Raw genomic sequence first — 15,807 nt, forward strand, 5'->3', positions numbered from 1 at the left:
TTCTTTTTGATTTTCTTATGCAAAGATAAGGAGAAGTTGTGAGCTGCGAAATACAAGAGTTGAGGTAGGAAAGAACAAGTATATGAGGGGACAAAAATACAATAAGACTGTCAGCTGACAGCCTTATTGCGTGAACTGACAGCCTTATTCTGTCAGCTGACACAATAAGGATATTTTTACCCTTCTTTATGCGCTTGTTTGTCAGTGGTTTACGGTGAGTGTGTTTCTCAATTCTGCCATTTTTCAAGATGGCTTTTAGCACACAAGAAAAACGAGGCACAAGTGGAGGGAAAACCTCTCTGTTCTTGTACCTCGTTTTGAGTATTTTTTAGGACGGATAGTAGTGTCCGCCTAAAAAGTTCGATTTTTAAGCCTCATAGCCATATCTTGCGCAGGCTCCCAGTTCCTCTTCGATACGAATGAGCTGGTTGTACTTAGCCATACGGTCGGTGCGGCTCATACTACCTGTCTTGATCTGTCCAGAGTTGGTAGCCACAGCGATGTCAGCAATCGTAGTATCCTCCGTCTCGCCCGAGCGGTGAGAAGTTACGGAGGTGTAGCCGTGACGGTGAGCCATTTCGATGGCTTCAAGGGTTTCGGTGAGTGAACCAATCTGATTAACCTTGATCAGAATAGAGTTGGCTGCACCCAGTTCGATACCCTTCTTCAGGAAACGCGTGTTGGTGACAAAGAGGTCATCGCCCACAAGCTGGCAGCGGTTGCCAATGGCAGCGGTGAGTTTCTTCCAACCTTCCCAGTCGTTCTGGTCGAGACCATCCTCAATAGAGTCGATAGGATACTTGGTGATGAGTTCTTCGAGGTAAGCAATCTGCTCGTCATCGGAAAGTTCTTTGCCGTTCGGATCTTTAGGCATACCGTTAGAAAGTTGCTTGTAGTTGTAATAGTACTTACCATCGCGAACAGAAGCAAACTCGCTCGCTGCGCAGTCCATAGCAATGCGAATGTCCTTGCCTGGTTCGTAGCCGGCGTTGCGAATGGCGTCGACAATGCTCTGCAGGGCGTCTTCAATGCCGTCGAGAGCTGGTGCGAAACCACCTTCGTCGCCCACAGCAGTGGAGAGACCGCGCTTCTTGAGATCCTTCTGCAATGCGTGGAACACTTCTGCACCCATGCGGATAGCTTCCTTCTCAGAACTTGCACCTACCGGACGAATCATGAATTCTTGGAAGGCGATGGGGGCATCACTATGAGCACCACCATTGATAATGTTCATCATCGGAACAGGAAGTACGTAGGTGTTAGTGCCACCAATGTAGCGATAGAGCGGCATATTCAGAGCTTTGGCAGCCGTTTGAGCTACAGCCAAGCTCACGCCCAAAATGGCGTTAGCACCCAAGTTGCTCTTCGTCGGCGTACCGTCGAGGTCGAGCATCTTATAGTCGATGGCGCGCTGATTGAGCACATTGTCGCCACGAAGCGCGGGAGCAATAATGTTATTGACATTCTCAACAGCTTTCAAAACGCCCTTACCACCATAACGAGCCTTGTCGCCATCGCGAAGTTCGAGAGCTTCGTTTTCACCTGTAGAAGCACCAGAGGGAACGCTGGCGCGACCCATTACACCGTTTTCGAGTGTCACTTCTACCTCTATCGTGGGATTACCTCTTGAGTCGAGGATTTCTCTTGCGTGGATTTTTTCGATTTTCATTGTTTCTTTTGTTTTATAACAAAGGGCGGGGGACGATTTTGCAAGTCACCTCGTACGAGATATTGGTTGAAGAAAACATCTCCGCTCTAATGCTCGTCCCTTGTATCTTGTTGTCGTCCCCCTCGTGTCTACCCTCGTATCATTGTAATAATCATTTTGAAGGGGCGTTCTGCTTTTACGCTGTGACGTGCCCCACTGGGAATGATGAAGCTCTCGCCGGCTTTGATGCGATTGTCCGTGCCTTCAACATTGAGTAGCATCTCGCCATCAGTCACTTGGATGAAGGCGTCGAAAGGTGCGAGGTGTTCGGAGAGGCCTTGGCCTTCGTCAAAGCTAAACAGCGTTACGCTACCAGCATTGTTGTGTACCAATTCCTTACTTACTACGCCACCTTCTGCATAGTCTACCAAATCGTTTGCTACGAAAATCTTACCTTTTTCAAACTTTGCCATAATAAAAATGTGTTTGTGAGTTACGGGACCAGCCCTTTATTCGTTCCGCAAGCGGAATCTGTTTTCTGACAAACTCCTTAAACAAAAGGAATGCCGCGAATAGGGGACTGTCAGGTCGGGTAACAAATGTGCCCGGCTAAGCTTCGGAAAGAGATTAAGCCAACTCGCCTTTGATTTCTTCCAACCAATTGGCAATGCGCTCACTGTTGTCCTCGTTGATGTCGAGAGCCAAGCCGACGAACTTACCATCAATAACGGCTTCAGACTCTACATAGTTATAAGTTGATGCATCAACAGCACCCACCAGTTTAGCACCACTGTTAACCACTGCGTTGTAGAGCTCGATCAGCGCACCACAGAACGTGTCGCCGTAGCTTTCAGCGTCGCCACAACCGTATAGCGCAATTGTCTTGCCTGCCAAATTAGCTTGTTTCAGCACTTCGAGGCCATCGTACCAGTCGTCCTGAACTTCGCCAGCGCCCCAAGTGGAAGAGCCCAACAGCAGGTTGTCATATTCTTCGAGTAAAGCTACATCAATTTCTGATACATTCTTAACATCGGCTCCTAACTTGCTGGCAATGTCTTCTGCAATGCCCTCGAGAGTTCCGGTGCTGGAACCAAACACCACTAATGTCTTCTTCATAATTTTCTTTGTTATTTTCTTTAATGAATATATTTCTAAACTTTCATTTCTTTTGGTGGTTGCAAAATTACGCAAAGCCTATCCTGTCTCAACTACCCCTTTCGCGGTATAATACTCCTCCCATCTTGTTTCCTCCACCTTAAACCTCCCAACATCTTTGAAAAGGAAATCCCCATGCTTTGGCGCGCGAATCAGTGTCCCCTGTTCCATTTTGGGCCAAATCAACTAAATTTCAAAAAAATATAAAATAAATGCCTTTTCCCTTTGTTGTATCCAAAAATACCTTTATCTTTGCACCGCTTTTCGACTAAAAGCCATCGCGTCAAGCGACTGAAAGGAGAGATGGTAGAGTGGTCGATTACAGCGGTCTTGAAAACCGCCGTGCTGAGAGGCACCGGGGGTTCGAATCCCTCTCTCTCCGCAAACAAGGGTGTAAATCAACGAGTTACGTGATTTACACCCTTTATTACACCCAAAAAGTTTCTCGGTATTTCTTGTATGGTTTATTGCGGCACGATGTCAAAGATTCTATTTTTACGTATCATTCAGAGTTACTAGAATAAGACTGTCATCAACTACTACACTATTGCCCTTTGTCGTAACAAAATCTCCCACCAACGAGTAGGATTTTCGTGGTCATCCACGAGTTTGAATGCCACGGTTAGCAAGTAGAAGTGGGTCATCTAGGCAACCCAATGCGTCTTAACGAGCAGCACCAGTTCATCAGTCAAGGGCTTCGCTGGTAAGCAACGCCTTATGTCCCTTTTTCAGCCGTAGCAACAATCCCGGCCTTATTCTTGCATCCAGTCGGCAGGAGTGAGCCGAGGGCGCAACAGCTTCCGCAAGGACAAGTCGGGCGAGAAACTCGCCGAATCGGAAGAAGACCTCCTCGAACACCGCACCGCCGGCTCCGACGCTTTCGACACCCTCTATATCGGTTGCAAGAAATTCCCAGTACATGATATAGTGAGTGTACCTGTAAGTAGCGTGATGTAATAGCCTATTGTGCAGTTATATCGCTCCCTTATGTTCAATTATGCACCTAAAATTGTGTTATTTGCTATAAAATTGCTATATTTGCCTAAGTTTAAGGACTGTTTGTGCTGCTTCTTTGATATAATATTGTAACTTTGAACTCGAAAATTAAACAAGTGCCGATTTATGAGCAAACAACTAAATAGGATAAAGGTTATACTCGCAGAGAAGCAGCTCACTAACAAGTGGTTGGCAGATGAATTACATCGAGACCAAACAACTGTTTCCAGATGGGTAACAAACACCTGCCAACCAAGTTTTAAGACAATGATAAAAATCGCCAATGCTCTTGATGTCACGCTTGACGATCTGGCAAGAAGAGATATAATTTAACATGACACAGGAAGAAAAAACGTTGCTCATTGAGCAAGCAAATAAATTAAGTGAGGTGTTGGAGGTTCTGAACAAAGAATTTTCAGCCCTTGATATTGATGATGAAAGAAATTTCCTTGCCATAGTAAAGGAAAATCTATCTAAAAAAGCATTAGATTGATACTATGGGCAAGGGAAAGGAAAATGCAACGCAACCTAAAATAGGATTAGATATATTTTCAGGTGCTGGTGGTTTGAGTCTCGGTGCAGAAATGGCTGGGATTGATGTTAAATACGCTATTGAAATTAACAAAAGTGCAGCTCAAACCTTCCGAAAAAATCATAAAGGAGCAGAGGTTATCTGTAATGATATTACCAAATTATCGCCAAAAGAGATTGTTGGCGATAATAAGGTTTTTATTATTATGGGCGGTCCCCCGTGCCAAGGCTTTTCCTTGTCAAATACCATGAACAGAAACATGGACAATCCTAAGAATTTATTATTTAGGGAGTTTGTTCGTTTCGTAGATGAATTGCATCCCACTTGGTTTGTTTTTGAGAACGTATCTGGACTTACAAGCATGAATCATGGGGAAACCCAAAAGATGATTGAACAATGTTTTGAAAGCCTTGGATATACTGTCTCTCCATCGGTACTGTGGGCATCCGATTATGGCGTTCCACAACATCGTAACCGCTTCTTCTTAATTGGTAATGCTAATGGCATCAAATTTGAGTTTCCCCAAAAACACGAGAAACAAATCAGTGTAGAAGAAGCCATCGGTGATTTGCCAATACTCGGTAACGGTGATAGCTTTGATAGTCTGCCATATAGAATTTCATTTGAAGAGGCAAGCGGCTATGCTCAACAAATGCGTAAACGCTCAGCAAATGCAACCCAAAATTTTGTTTCCAAGAATAACGACCTTGTGATTGAAAGATACAAGCATATCAAACAGGGACAAAATTGGCGTACAATTCCCGATAGCCTTATGGAAAACTATGCAGACAAAAAACGTACACACAGCGGTATCTATAAGCGTTTGTTGGCAGACAAGCCTTCTGTCGTAATATCAAATTACCGTAAGAGTATGCTTATTCATCCATTCCAAGATAGAGGTTTGTCTGTTCGAGAAGCAGCTCGCATTCAGAGTTTTCCTGATGATTTTATATTTGAAGGTCCTATTTCTCATATTCAACAACAGATTGGAAATGCAGTTCCTCCACTGCTTGCAAAAGCTGTCGTGAAAAAAATCCTTTCTTATCAAGATTAAAATCCAATGAGTAAAGATAGAGAAAACATACCGAGAGCAAATATGCTGATGGGGTCAATGCGCTCAATGGGTTACTCCTTTGAGTCCGCAGTGGCAGATGTTATTGATAACAGCATCAGTGCTAATTGTAAGAACGTCATCTTATTTTTCCCTCTTAAAAGTTACGACACACTTGCTGTCGGTATTCTGGATGACGGAAAAGGTATGTCTTCTGACGAATTGTTTGAGGCTATGAGATACGGAAGTGACTCTAAGGAAGAACGACAGGAAACAGACCTTGGACGTTTCGGACTTGGAATGAAATCCGCATCAATGTCACAATGCCGAATATTAACAGTTGTCAGCAAACAGGTGGGCTCAGTACATGCTTTTAGATGGGATTATAACTATATCCTTGAAAAAAAAGCATGGATTTTACAAGAACTCAATAAAGACGAGGTTGCATCAACACCTTATGTGGAGAATTTATTAGAGTCATCTAATGATGGTACCTTGGTGGTTTGGCAAGACTTTGATGTTCTTGAAAAATCTTCTGACGGGCAAATCTATGACGCACTTATTGAACTTCAAAATAAAACGTCAGATTATCTGTCGCTAATCTATCACAGATTTCTCGACGACAAGTCTATTAAAATTAAAATAAACAATCACTCGTTAAAGCCCAGAGACCCTTTCCTTGAAAAGAATAAAAAAACCACTCAAAAGAAAGAGGTTTCCATAAGTAATCGTGATTCTTTAAACATAGAACGACAAATTAAAGTCAAAGCTTTTGTGTTGCCATTTGCTGCAGACATGACAGCTGAAGACATGAAAAATGCTGGAGGGGCGGAGAACTTTCGCTCCCTTCAGGGTTTTTACATATACCGAAACAAAAGGCTTATCATTTGGGGCACTTGGTTTGGTATGCGTTTAGGCGAACTTACAAAAAACGCCAGAATCAGAGTTAATATTCCCAATAGTCTTGATGACATTTGGGGTATTGATATTACAAAAAGAACCGCAACGATTCCAAAGAATATCCTTAACCAGCTAAGAAAAACGGTTAAGGACGCTATGGATATTGCAACAAGAAAGCAGACTCATCGAGGAAGAAAAGAAAATGTGGATGCCAATATCAGCTATATTTGGAACCGCATGCAAGGACGCAACAATAACTTCTATTATGAGTTAAACAAAGACAATCTGCTTTTTAAAAATGTAAAAGACTATATCCCTGCCGACTACCATTCATACATTGATCTGATGTTGGATGAAATTCAGCTAAGCATCCCCATTCAGCAGATATATATAGACAGGTGCAACGAAGTAATTGAAATCCCTGAGAGGGACGACCGCCTTGACGATTTGTATCAACAAGGAATTACTCTTGTAGAAGCTGCTATGAAATTTGGGAAATCTAAAGAAGAGGCCATAGAATACGTTATGACTTCCGAACCTTTCTGCACCAAAAGCGAATTAAAAGGAATGTTGAACACCTATTGCACCGAGAAATATGGAAAATGAACTCCTACAAAGTTTTCTGATTATTACTAATCAGAATGTAAAAACAGACATAAATCGAGGTATAGAAGTCAATTATAATAACATTGATAAATACATTGAGAATACCCAAAAGTTTCTTAATGTTACACTCACGGAAGATGAATATAAACTAGTTTTCCATGATATAGAACAACGCTTCTCAATCAAACACAGTAAAGGGTGTGCCATCTTCGATGACTATGACCAGGTGAGAGACTGGTATCATGAAGAAAATATCGAAGACCCATACTTTTGGACAAGATACAAAAGGTATTTGGAGGAATTTTCTTCGCTGAATCCCAAAAGCATAGAACTCCTTGACAAGACAACTCTGCCTCAGATTATGAATTGTCTTGGCAACCCGACTGAAGAATTTGAGGGCATACGTCTTCGTAGAGGTCTTGTGATTGGTGATGTACAATCAGGAAAAACAGCAACCTATTCGGGTTTGATATGCAAGGCTGTTGATGCTGGCTATAAAGTTGTAATTCTTTTGGCAGGAATTACGGAAAGCCTACGTCAGCAGACTCAGCAACGTATTGATGAAGGCATCGTTGGATTAGCTCGTACAATGAATCCCATTCTTAAAACACCTGAAACACATCGTGTCGGTGTCGGATTGGATATGAAAGAAGTACGGGCTACCTCGTTGACAACACAAGCGTATGACTTTGTTGCAACCAATGACAATATTGTCACATCTTTGGCTTCGCATAAGACTGTTTTACTAGTCATCAAGAAGAATGTGTCAGTTCTCAACAAACTATACAACTGGCTAAAAAATAACAACTACGATTCTTCTAAAGGATACATCGACTGCCCATTGTTACTTATCGACGACGAGGCAGATAATGCTTCATTGAATACAAATAAGGACGAAACCAATCCGACAAAGACCAATGCCAAAATCAGACATATCTGTGCATTGTTCAAAAACGCAACGTATGTCGGTTTTACGGCAACTCCTTTCGCTAACTGTTTCATTGACCCAGACTCTGTTGACAGCATGAAGAATGCAGATCTTTTCCCAGAGAACTTCATGTATGTATTGCCGAGCCCATCCACATATTTAGGAGCAAAGAAAATCTTTGATGAAGATGGAGAGTTCCATAGAAATGTCCGCTTCATTACAGATATTGAAGAGCCGGACTATACAAGTGAAGAGTATAAAGATAGAGTCTCCAATGACATAGATGGACTAAACGATGGCCCATTTTACTACAAGCACAGCAAGAACTGGGATGGTGTTTTTCCGAAATCACTAACCCAGTCCATGTATTGTTTTTTCTTAGCAAATGTTATAAGAGACTTACGCGGAGATAGTGGGAAACCACGTAGCATGCTTGTTAACATGTCACGTTTCGTAAAAGTCCAGAGAGTCATCAAGGAACATGTCGAGAAAATCTATAATGATTTTAAATCAAAAATAGAGTTCTCTTTCAGTGGCACTGATGCAGACAAAAGTCTTCCTTTATATAACACTCTGGAAGAATTGTGGCATAAGCACTATTCTTTCATTGGAGATATTTCTGTTGATAGAGTCCTTCAGAAAGAAAACCTTATCAAGGCAATCAATGACATTAAAATTGTTGTTGTCAATGGGTCTAAGAACAGTAACAAATTAGACTACAAGAAAAATCCATCGTTACGAGTTATCGCTGTGGGTGGCATTGCCCTTTCACGAGGCTTGACATTGGAGGGGCTGCTTACCAGTTATTTCTATAGAAATACAGCAACCTTTGATGTGTTAATGCAGATGGGAAGATGGTTTGGATATAGACCTAAATACGAGGATATATTTCAGATTTGGACTACCATGGCAAGTGCAAGATGGTACGATGAGATTTCAAAAGCTTCAGAGGATTTGAAAGAGCAACTTCGCAAGATGTTTGACCAGCACCTTACTCCAAAGGATTTTGGTATTAAGGTGCGAGATAATTGCGAGGAATTGCAAATCACTGCCTCTAACAAAATGCGCATGTCATTTGACCTGAATGAGCAAGTTTCATTCTATGGCAATTTGCATGAAACCTCGTACATTAGTCTGAATACCGAACAAAACAAGAAGAATGTTGCACAAACAAAAGCATTAGCTTCTCAACTGTGGAGTCATGGCTATAATTTCAAGAAGTCAGGTAAGGGCGCATATATTGTTAGAGATGTTCCCAAATCACTGATTTCAAGTTTTGTCGGTGGTATTGTGTGTTCTAAGATGAATCCAAGTTTCAACGAGGAGTATATCAAAGATTTCATTGATGACACCAATACAATAGGTCTTGATTCTTGGGATGTCGTTTTCCAAGGTGGTGAATCTGAAACGCATTTCGATATTGAAGGATTAGAGAAATTGACCTGCGCAGGACGTGCTATCCACATTGAGCACAATGCTGTTGTTGTCAGTTCAAGACGACGACTGCTTAACACCAGTGCTGGTAAATTGGCATTGAGTGAGGAACAGATAGCCAAAGCCGTCAATGCTTGCAAAGCTAAATGGGAAGAAGAAGGATCCAGTGTAGACCGAACTATCCCCTCAAAGGCTTATTTTGAACATTTGCCAAATAGAAAGCCCATTCTGATTGTAATGCTGATTGTACCAAAACCGCCAAAAGAAAATGAGGATGAAGAGCAGAAGCTCATCAAGTTCAGAAGCGATTTGGGACAATCATATGTAGTAGCATTTGCTATGGGTTTCCCTGGTGTTAAAGGCGTAGATAAAGCCAAGCACTATAAGGTGAATAAGGTTTACTATACACAAAACTTGATGGATGAACCTGAAGAGCTGGACGATGAAGACGAATAACTCTATTTTCGACACCTTCAAGGAAGGTTTCGATGCAGGATTTTACAAAAGATTAAACAGCAACCCGGCATTAGATTTGTATGTCGGGAAAAACGATAGTGGACTCTATTCTTTTGAATACAGAGGTGCATTTACACCCATTAAGGTTAAATGTTCAGAGCTGATTTTGGTCGATCAATTTAAGCACGACTCGTTCAACTCAATTTGTTTCTCATTAGAGAAAGACGAATTGCTCGAACGTTTTAGCATTTTCTGCCAAGATTTGGCTGACGCTGTAGATGGAATTACAGACGTAAACCAAGGTTACAAGGAAATTTGCAACCGCTTTTTCTCTTGGAAGAAGCTATTCAAACCATCAACAGGAAATCTTACAGAGCCAGAAATTATGGGTCTCATTGGTGAATTACTCTTCTTGAAAGACACAATGATTCCTACATTTGGTGTAGAAAAAGCTATCGAAAGTTGGATGGGTCCAGAAAAGACCCATAAGGACTTTTCCTTTGATGACAAATGGATTGAAATTAAAACCGTTTCTTCTGGCAAAGAGCTGGTTAAAATTTCGTCTATTGAACAGCTTGATGGAAATGAAAATGGAAGTCTTGTCGTTTATGCTCTCGAAAAGATGAGTACCAACTACAAAGGCTTAAAGCTAAACAATATTGTCAATGAGCTACTGATTAACATAAACAATCAGTTTGTGAGAGACGTATTCATGTCTAAACTATCAACGTATGGATATGAGGGATCTCCAGAATACGACAACTATGTATATGAGATAACAGATTGTTTAACATTTGCTGTAACAGAGGACTTTCCGAGGTTGAGGAGAGATTTGCTTCCAAAGGCAATTGCAAAATCACAGTACGAAATAATTTTGTCTGAATTAGACACTTTCAAGTCAACGACCCCATGGAGATAGAAGATTATAGAAAACAATTCATGGAGCAGCTTCGCTTCGATGCAGAGCATGAGGGAACTGCTCCTGAGACACAATTCATAGAAAAATCTCTCGAAATCCTCGAAGAAACGGGAGATGTTAGCGATGCTATGCCAATATCAATTGAGATACGTGGTAAGAGAAACCGTCTTATGGCATTTGATGCCTATGCTTATGATGAAGCAGACGGTGCTCTTATTATGATTGCCAGTGATTTCTCAAATGAGATTGACACCGTTCAGACTCTTACTAATACACGCATTGATGAACTTTATACAAGGATGCGCAATTTTATAGAGGAGAGCGTGACTGGCAAAATGTCTGATTATTGCGATGACTCTGACCCTGCTTTAAGTATTGCCAAAGAGATAAAAGAAAGAGCAGGAAGAGGTAGGTTGAATTGGGATATTGTACGTTTCAAATTCGTTATCATCTCAAACTCCATCCTCAGTAAACAGGTTAAAAATATTAGCCGAGAAGATTTCCTTGATCGTCCAGTTGTATTAAATATTTGGACGCTGGAAAGATTCTTCCAAACATACTCGTCTAATTCTGCCGAGATAATTGAATTTGATACAGAGGAGTTTGGGTGTGACGGTATACAATGCCTTAAAGCACAAATCGGCGAAGAGGCAGACTATGATGCTTATTTGGGTATTGTGCCTGGTAGCTTCTTAGCAAATGCTTATCTGAAATATGGTAGCAAGTTGCTTCAAGGAAATGTCCGTGCTTTTCTGAGCATACGTGGAAAAGTGAATCGTGGAATACGAGACACCATCATCAATTCCCCAGAAAACTTTTTCACCTATAATAATGGTATTGCAGTCGTAGCACGTTCTGTTCGTTTCTCTGACGACGGTACAAAGATTGTTCATATGCGAGACCCACAAATCATAAATGGTGGTCAGACAACTGCTTCCCTAGCAAATGCCATTATTAAAAAAGAAAAGATGGCGGATGCCATGCAGAACCTCTTTGTACCAATGAAGTTGACCGTTCTCAACATTGAAAACGAAATGTCAGAGGACGAGGTGGAACGCTATAATGACATCACAAAGAAAATTTCTCAATGTGCAAATAGCCAGAATGCTGTATCTGATGCAGACTTCTTTTCTAATCATCCATTCCATGTTATGATGGAGAAGTTATCTCTGAAGACAATGGCGCCGCCTGTAAATGGAAATCCATTCCAAACTATTTGGTACTATGAGCGTTCAAGGGGTAAATGGGAACAAGACCAGATGAAACTTACGCCGGCACAACGTCAGCAGTTCATGGCTAAGCATCCTAAAAACCAAGTTCTCAAAAAGGAGAAACTGGCAAAGTGTTTGAATGCTTTTGCTATGAATCCTCATGAAGTGTGTCAAAGTTCTGCTATCAACTTTAAGCGTTTTGCAACCACCATTGATGATATATACGAAAAGTCACGAGATAGTATAAACGAAGAATATTTTAAGAAATGTGTGTGCTGTGTTATCGTGTTTGACACCCTCGACCGAATGGTGAATAAAGCAGAATGGTATCCTTCTGGCGGTAATAAGGCACAGATAGTTCCTTATTCTATTGCTAAATTGATGTCAATGCTTCCAAAAGGTGCTGACCTTGATTGGGTTTCCATCTGGAAGAACCAAACACTATACCACCAACTGGCAACTGAATTGGAGCAAATCGCTCATGCTATCCATGAGTTTTTGATGAAAGAAGCTGATGGTGGTTTGGTACGTTCTATGTCTCGTAAACTGGACACATGGAAGAAATGTAAGGAATTGAAAATCCAACTTTCCGACCAGTTCATTGCCAGCCTTGTATCACTCCAAGAAACGAAAGATACAGAAAAAGCTGCAAAGCGAGCACACAAGTTTAATAGCAATGTTGACTTATCTGTCGAAATATTTAAGTTAGGCGCAGCTTATTGGCATAAGGTTTATACCGAGGTTGCAAAAGAAGCAATTCTTCCTTATGGTGAATTGTCATTCATCAATGGTATAGGCGACTATATCAATTTGGGAAAGTTGCCTTCTCCTAAACAGTGCAAGCAACTGATGAAGATTATCGACAAAATAGAAAACAAAGGATTTATAATGCCTGAGTCATGAGAGAATTAACAGAAAAAGAAACACTAAATAAGAAGCATTTTCTAATGTTTATGGAGCTAATAGGTCTTAGCCCCACATCCCGAAATGCCTATGCAACCACCCTAATGAGTTGTTCAGACTTTATTAAGGATGTGTTGGAGAAAGATGGCTACACCTCACTCTATGAAGTAGACAATCAAAAGGATATAAAAAGGTATCAGAAAATGCTTGACACTATGCCAGCCTATATAAGCAGAAATCATTCTGGAAACAACAGACATTCTGCAAGCATGGTCAATTATGTAAAGTTCATTGACTTTTTGTTTATCTTCAAGAAGAGATAAGATTATACAAACTTCTATTTACAAGCAGACTTTGGATCCGCCGTTTGGCGACACCAAGGCTTGCTTTCTTTTTATCGGTAGTCGCTTTGCTCTGGCGGACACCTTGTCGCCTAGTGGTTGGTTACCGCCCATTTTTGATATGCTCGAGGGAAGAGGGAGTGAGCCCTTTGGGAGCTTGTAGCGGTAGGTGCAATCAATCTCGCACGGTGGAAAAGCGATTGCGGGTATTCGTGCTTGGTCTGGGGCATCGACCGTGCAGCTTTGGCCGTGGTGATGACACGGAGCCAAAGTTTGTTCTTACGAGGGAGAGTGTTTGCTGGAAGTAAATGAGAGACTGAATTTTGCGAACAGAGATTTATTTTCCCCTCACAAAGTTAGGTTGCTACCCTTGGTGAAAAATTAGACACGATTTCCTCTCAATACTTTTATAGTTCTACACCTGTCTAGAATCTAATGTACGTGTAAGAGAAAATTACTAAAACAGTCATAATAATTACTTATAAACGGTATTTTGCCCGATATTGTTTACTTTATGAGTATGGTTTAAGTGTTTTTGATTGTCTCTGATTTCCCTATTTTCTCTTATATTTCCCGCCATATCCCTTTCACTTGGAATAGCATTAAAAGCCCTCTACTTTTGCATCGTCAGAGCTGACTGAATGCCCTATGCGCAAGGGTTAGTTATTCATTTCAAAACAATCGAGTTATGACGACAAACGAATTATTGGATAAACCTGTGTGGCAGATGACGGGTGAAGAATTGCTCTTCTTGGCACAGCACGGCAATATGTCCACAAGTGGAGAAACGGCAAAAGTTTCCTCCTCCAAAGAAGAAAAGCGATATGTGTATGGGTTGGCAGGCATTGCACGCCTCTTCGGGTGCAGTCTGCCCACAGCTAACCGTATCAAACAGAGTGGTAAAATCAATCGTGCCATTACACAAGTCGGTCGTAAGATTATTGTGGATGCCGAACTTGCGCTGGAATTGGCAGGGCGAAAGACGGGAGGGCGAAGATGAACACGACTGATTATGAAAACATTTGGAAAGTGTCGCTCATTCACGTTACGGACGAGTTTGCGCTTCCTCCTGTTGTACTGCAAGTAGACGAAGCTATTATAGGTACGCTGGGTAACTTCAGTGTATCGACAGGTAAGGCGAAAGCCAAGAAGACTTTCAATGTGAGTGCCATCGTTGCAGCAGCTCTTGTCAATGGGCAGGTACTGGAATATCAAGCATCATTCCCAGAAAGTAAACGCACTATTCTTTACTTTGATACGGAACAAAGCCCTTATCATTGTCAACTTGTGATGCAACGTATTTTGAAATTGGCAAAACTACCGATAGACAGAGAACCCGAGCATTTGAAGTTCAGCCACCTCAGAGCCATTGCCGACCCAAACGAGCGCAGAGAGATTATCCGTTACGCCATCTACCATACGCCTAATGTGGGTTTGGTAGTCATTGACGGCATTCGCGATTTGATGCTCGACATCAATAACTCAACGGAGGCGACTAAACTTGTAGGCGACCTGATGCAGTGGACCAGCGAGCAGAATATCCACATTCAGACCGTGCTGCACCTCAATAAAGGAGACGATAACGCGCGAGGGCATATTGGCACGGAACTCAACAACAAGGCAGAGACAGTCTTGCAAATCATGAAAGACAACACGCTGCCAGACCGAAGCATCGTTGCTCCAGCCATCATCCGTTCTAAACCCTTTAACAAATTCGCTTTTCGGCTCAAGGAAATGGAAGATGAGATATGCATTCCCGAAATCGATACTTCTTACAAGGACGCAGATAGCAAACCCCACCGCTATTCTTACCATGAAATAAGCGACACGGAACATCGTAAAGCATTGACACAAGCCTTTTCTTTGCGTGAAGTCCTGACCTATGGCGAACTTATCGTGGCACTCAGAAAGGTTTATGCAGAGGTTGTGGGACAATCCTATGGACAAACAAAGCTTAAGGGGCTTTTGCAATTTCTGCTGAATAAAGGCATATTGGTCAAAGAAGAGCGAGGAAAATATCGGCTCAGGCATAATTCTCTACAATAAAACCTTCGGTCGGTCGGACGCAGGCTATATATATACCTGAACCAACCCGACCAAAGAGAAATAAGTTTGGTCGGTCGCAAATGGGTGCCTATAGTGTACGACCGTCCGACCAAACAACAATCAACCAGCCTCCAAAAGAAAAAGGCTGGATCAAATTCATTTCAACTTAAAACAACATCACAATGGAAATACAATACATCAAGCAAATCGCTATCACCGATTATTTGCAACAACAGGGCTATGCGCCAGCACGAGTACAAGGCATTCACTATTGGTACTACTCTCCGCTGCGCAATGAACGCACACCATCCTTCAAAGTCAATACAGAGCGCAACCAGTGGTACGACTTCGGCTCGGGCGAATATGGCTACATCATCGACCTTGTATGCGCTTTACATCGTTGCACTATCAGCGAAGCCATCAGGCTTTTGAGTGGTGCTAAACAAGTAGCGCATCAAGATTTTTCTTTTGGCGGTGAAAGAAAAATCTACGAGCGCAAATTGGAAATCCTCTCAGCACAACCGCTTTCCAATCCTTATTTGTTACGTTACATTGTAGAGCGAGGAATACCTCTCTGCATTGCCAATAGATTCTGTTCTGAAATTCGATACAATAATACCAATCGAACATACTATGCCATTGGATTTTCAAACGATGCTGGCGGATGGGAAATTCGTAGTC

The 15,807-nt window shown here is 41.8% G+C and carries 15 protein-coding genes and 1 tRNA gene; 13 read left to right on the top strand and 3 right to left on the bottom strand.

Going from position 1 to position 15,807, the window contains the following annotated elements; genetic code table 11:
- Positions 1 to 367: 367 nt before the first annotated feature.
- The 3 genes from eno to fldA all read right to left on the bottom strand — a co-directional run bounded on the left by eno (position 368) and on the right by fldA (position 2,764).
- Positions 368 to 1,669: a phosphopyruvate hydratase gene (gene eno / locus ABLA33_RS04075; protein ID WP_311490594.1), complete on the bottom strand. Its 1,302-nt coding sequence runs from the start codon at positions 1,667 to 1,669 to the stop codon at positions 368 to 370.
- Positions 1,670 to 1,797: 128 nt separating this feature from the next.
- Entirely contained in the window at positions 1,798 to 2,121 is a 324-nt protein-coding gene (locus ABLA33_RS04080) for a cupin domain-containing protein (protein ID WP_311490593.1), read from the bottom strand.
- 154 nt (positions 2,122 to 2,275) lie between these two features.
- Positions 2,276 to 2,764: a flavodoxin FldA gene (gene fldA, locus ABLA33_RS04085; RefSeq protein ID WP_347719344.1), complete on the bottom strand. Its 489-nt coding sequence runs from the start codon at positions 2,762 to 2,764 to the stop codon at positions 2,276 to 2,278.
- Positions 2,765 to 3,100: 336 nt separating this feature from the next.
- Between fldA and ABLA33_RS04090 the strand changes: the two genes are divergently transcribed.
- The 13 genes from ABLA33_RS04090 to ABLA33_RS04150 all read left to right on the top strand — a co-directional run.
- Positions 3,101 to 3,185, top strand: a tRNA-Ser gene (locus ABLA33_RS04090).
- Positions 3,186 to 3,580: 395 nt separating this feature from the next.
- On the top strand, positions 3,581 to 3,760 hold the full coding sequence (locus ABLA33_RS04095; RefSeq protein ID WP_347719345.1) for a hypothetical protein: 180 nt from the start codon (positions 3,581 to 3,583) through the stop codon (positions 3,758 to 3,760).
- Between the two features lie 165 nt (positions 3,761 to 3,925).
- Positions 3,926 to 4,132, top strand: a complete 207-nt coding sequence (locus ABLA33_RS04100) for a helix-turn-helix transcriptional regulator (RefSeq protein WP_099836927.1) — start codon at positions 3,926 to 3,928, stop codon at positions 4,130 to 4,132.
- Position 4,133: 1 nt separating this feature from the next.
- Complete coding sequence (locus tag ABLA33_RS04105; RefSeq protein ID WP_211820123.1) at positions 4,134 to 4,292, top strand: hypothetical protein; 159 nt, start codon at positions 4,134 to 4,136, stop codon at positions 4,290 to 4,292.
- Positions 4,293 to 4,296: 4 nt separating this feature from the next.
- On the top strand, positions 4,297 to 5,385 hold the full coding sequence (locus tag ABLA33_RS04110) for a DNA cytosine methyltransferase (protein ID WP_287393822.1): 1,089 nt from the start codon (positions 4,297 to 4,299) through the stop codon (positions 5,383 to 5,385).
- 6 nt (positions 5,386 to 5,391) lie between these two features.
- Complete coding sequence (locus ABLA33_RS04115; RefSeq protein ID WP_347719346.1) at positions 5,392 to 6,888, top strand: ATP-binding protein; 1,497 nt, start codon at positions 5,392 to 5,394, stop codon at positions 6,886 to 6,888.
- A complete protein-coding gene (locus tag ABLA33_RS04120) occupies positions 6,878 to 9,706 on the top strand; it encodes a Z1 domain-containing protein (RefSeq protein ID WP_287393827.1) in 2,829 nt (942 codons plus the stop codon). The genes ABLA33_RS04115 and ABLA33_RS04120 overlap by 11 nt, the downstream gene beginning before the upstream one ends.
- Positions 9,693 to 10,625: a PD-(D/E)XK motif protein gene (locus tag ABLA33_RS04125; RefSeq protein ID WP_347719347.1), complete on the top strand. Its 933-nt coding sequence runs from the start codon at positions 9,693 to 9,695 to the stop codon at positions 10,623 to 10,625. Before ABLA33_RS04120 ends, ABLA33_RS04125 begins: the two co-directional genes overlap by 14 nt.
- Complete coding sequence (locus tag ABLA33_RS04130) at positions 10,616 to 12,739, top strand: AIPR family protein (RefSeq protein ID WP_287393831.1); 2,124 nt, start codon at positions 10,616 to 10,618, stop codon at positions 12,737 to 12,739. The genes ABLA33_RS04125 and ABLA33_RS04130 overlap by 10 nt, the downstream gene beginning before the upstream one ends.
- Complete coding sequence (locus ABLA33_RS04135) at positions 12,736 to 13,062, top strand: hypothetical protein (protein ID WP_287393833.1); 327 nt, start codon at positions 12,736 to 12,738, stop codon at positions 13,060 to 13,062. Before ABLA33_RS04130 ends, ABLA33_RS04135 begins: the two co-directional genes overlap by 4 nt.
- 706 nt (positions 13,063 to 13,768) lie before the next feature.
- Complete coding sequence (locus ABLA33_RS04140; protein WP_287393835.1) at positions 13,769 to 14,080, top strand: DUF3853 family protein; 312 nt, start codon at positions 13,769 to 13,771, stop codon at positions 14,078 to 14,080.
- Positions 14,077 to 15,126 carry an AAA family ATPase gene (locus ABLA33_RS04145; RefSeq protein ID WP_347719348.1) on the top strand — a complete coding sequence of 350 codons (1,050 nt, stop codon included), beginning with the start codon at positions 14,077 to 14,079 and terminating at the stop codon, positions 15,124 to 15,126. The genes ABLA33_RS04140 and ABLA33_RS04145 overlap by 4 nt, the downstream gene beginning before the upstream one ends.
- A gap of 182 nt (positions 15,127 to 15,308) precedes the next feature.
- Positions 15,309 to 15,807: CHC2 zinc finger domain-containing protein (locus ABLA33_RS04150; protein ID WP_347719349.1), on the top strand; the 499-nt coding region annotated here is incomplete at its 3' end.

This window comes from uncultured Alloprevotella sp., from assembly GCF_963536905.1.
Lineage (GTDB): Bacteria > Bacteroidota > Bacteroidia > Bacteroidales > Bacteroidaceae > Alloprevotella.

Excerpts from the sequence above, each read along its gene's own strand:
- eno (WP_311490594.1), bottom strand. The coding sequence starts at position 1,669 with ATGAAAATCGAAAAAATCCACGCAAGAGAAATCCTCGACTCAAGAGGT.
- ABLA33_RS04080 (WP_311490593.1), bottom strand. The coding sequence starts at position 2,121 with ATGGCAAAGTTTGAAAAAGGTAAGATTTTCGTAGCAAACGATTTGGTA.
- fldA (WP_347719344.1), bottom strand. The coding sequence starts at position 2,764 with ATGAAGAAGACATTAGTGGTGTTTGGTTCCAGCACCGGAACTCTCGAG.
- ABLA33_RS04100 (WP_099836927.1), top strand. The coding sequence starts at position 3,926 with ATGAGCAAACAACTAAATAGGATAAAGGTTATACTCGCAGAGAAGCAG.
- ABLA33_RS04105 (WP_211820123.1), top strand. The coding sequence starts at position 4,134 with ATGACACAGGAAGAAAAAACGTTGCTCATTGAGCAAGCAAATAAATTA.
- ABLA33_RS04110 (WP_287393822.1), top strand. The coding sequence starts at position 4,297 with ATGGGCAAGGGAAAGGAAAATGCAACGCAACCTAAAATAGGATTAGAT.
- ABLA33_RS04115 (WP_347719346.1), top strand. The coding sequence starts at position 5,392 with ATGAGTAAAGATAGAGAAAACATACCGAGAGCAAATATGCTGATGGGG.
- ABLA33_RS04120 (WP_287393827.1), top strand. The coding sequence starts at position 6,878 with ATGGAAAATGAACTCCTACAAAGTTTTCTGATTATTACTAATCAGAAT.
- ABLA33_RS04125 (WP_347719347.1), top strand. The coding sequence starts at position 9,693 with ATGAAGACGAATAACTCTATTTTCGACACCTTCAAGGAAGGTTTCGAT.
- ABLA33_RS04130 (WP_287393831.1), top strand. The coding sequence starts at position 10,616 with ATGGAGATAGAAGATTATAGAAAACAATTCATGGAGCAGCTTCGCTTC.
- ABLA33_RS04135 (WP_287393833.1), top strand. The coding sequence starts at position 12,736 with ATGAGAGAATTAACAGAAAAAGAAACACTAAATAAGAAGCATTTTCTA.
- ABLA33_RS04140 (WP_287393835.1), top strand. The coding sequence starts at position 13,769 with ATGACGACAAACGAATTATTGGATAAACCTGTGTGGCAGATGACGGGT.
- ABLA33_RS04145 (WP_347719348.1), top strand. The coding sequence starts at position 14,077 with ATGAACACGACTGATTATGAAAACATTTGGAAAGTGTCGCTCATTCAC.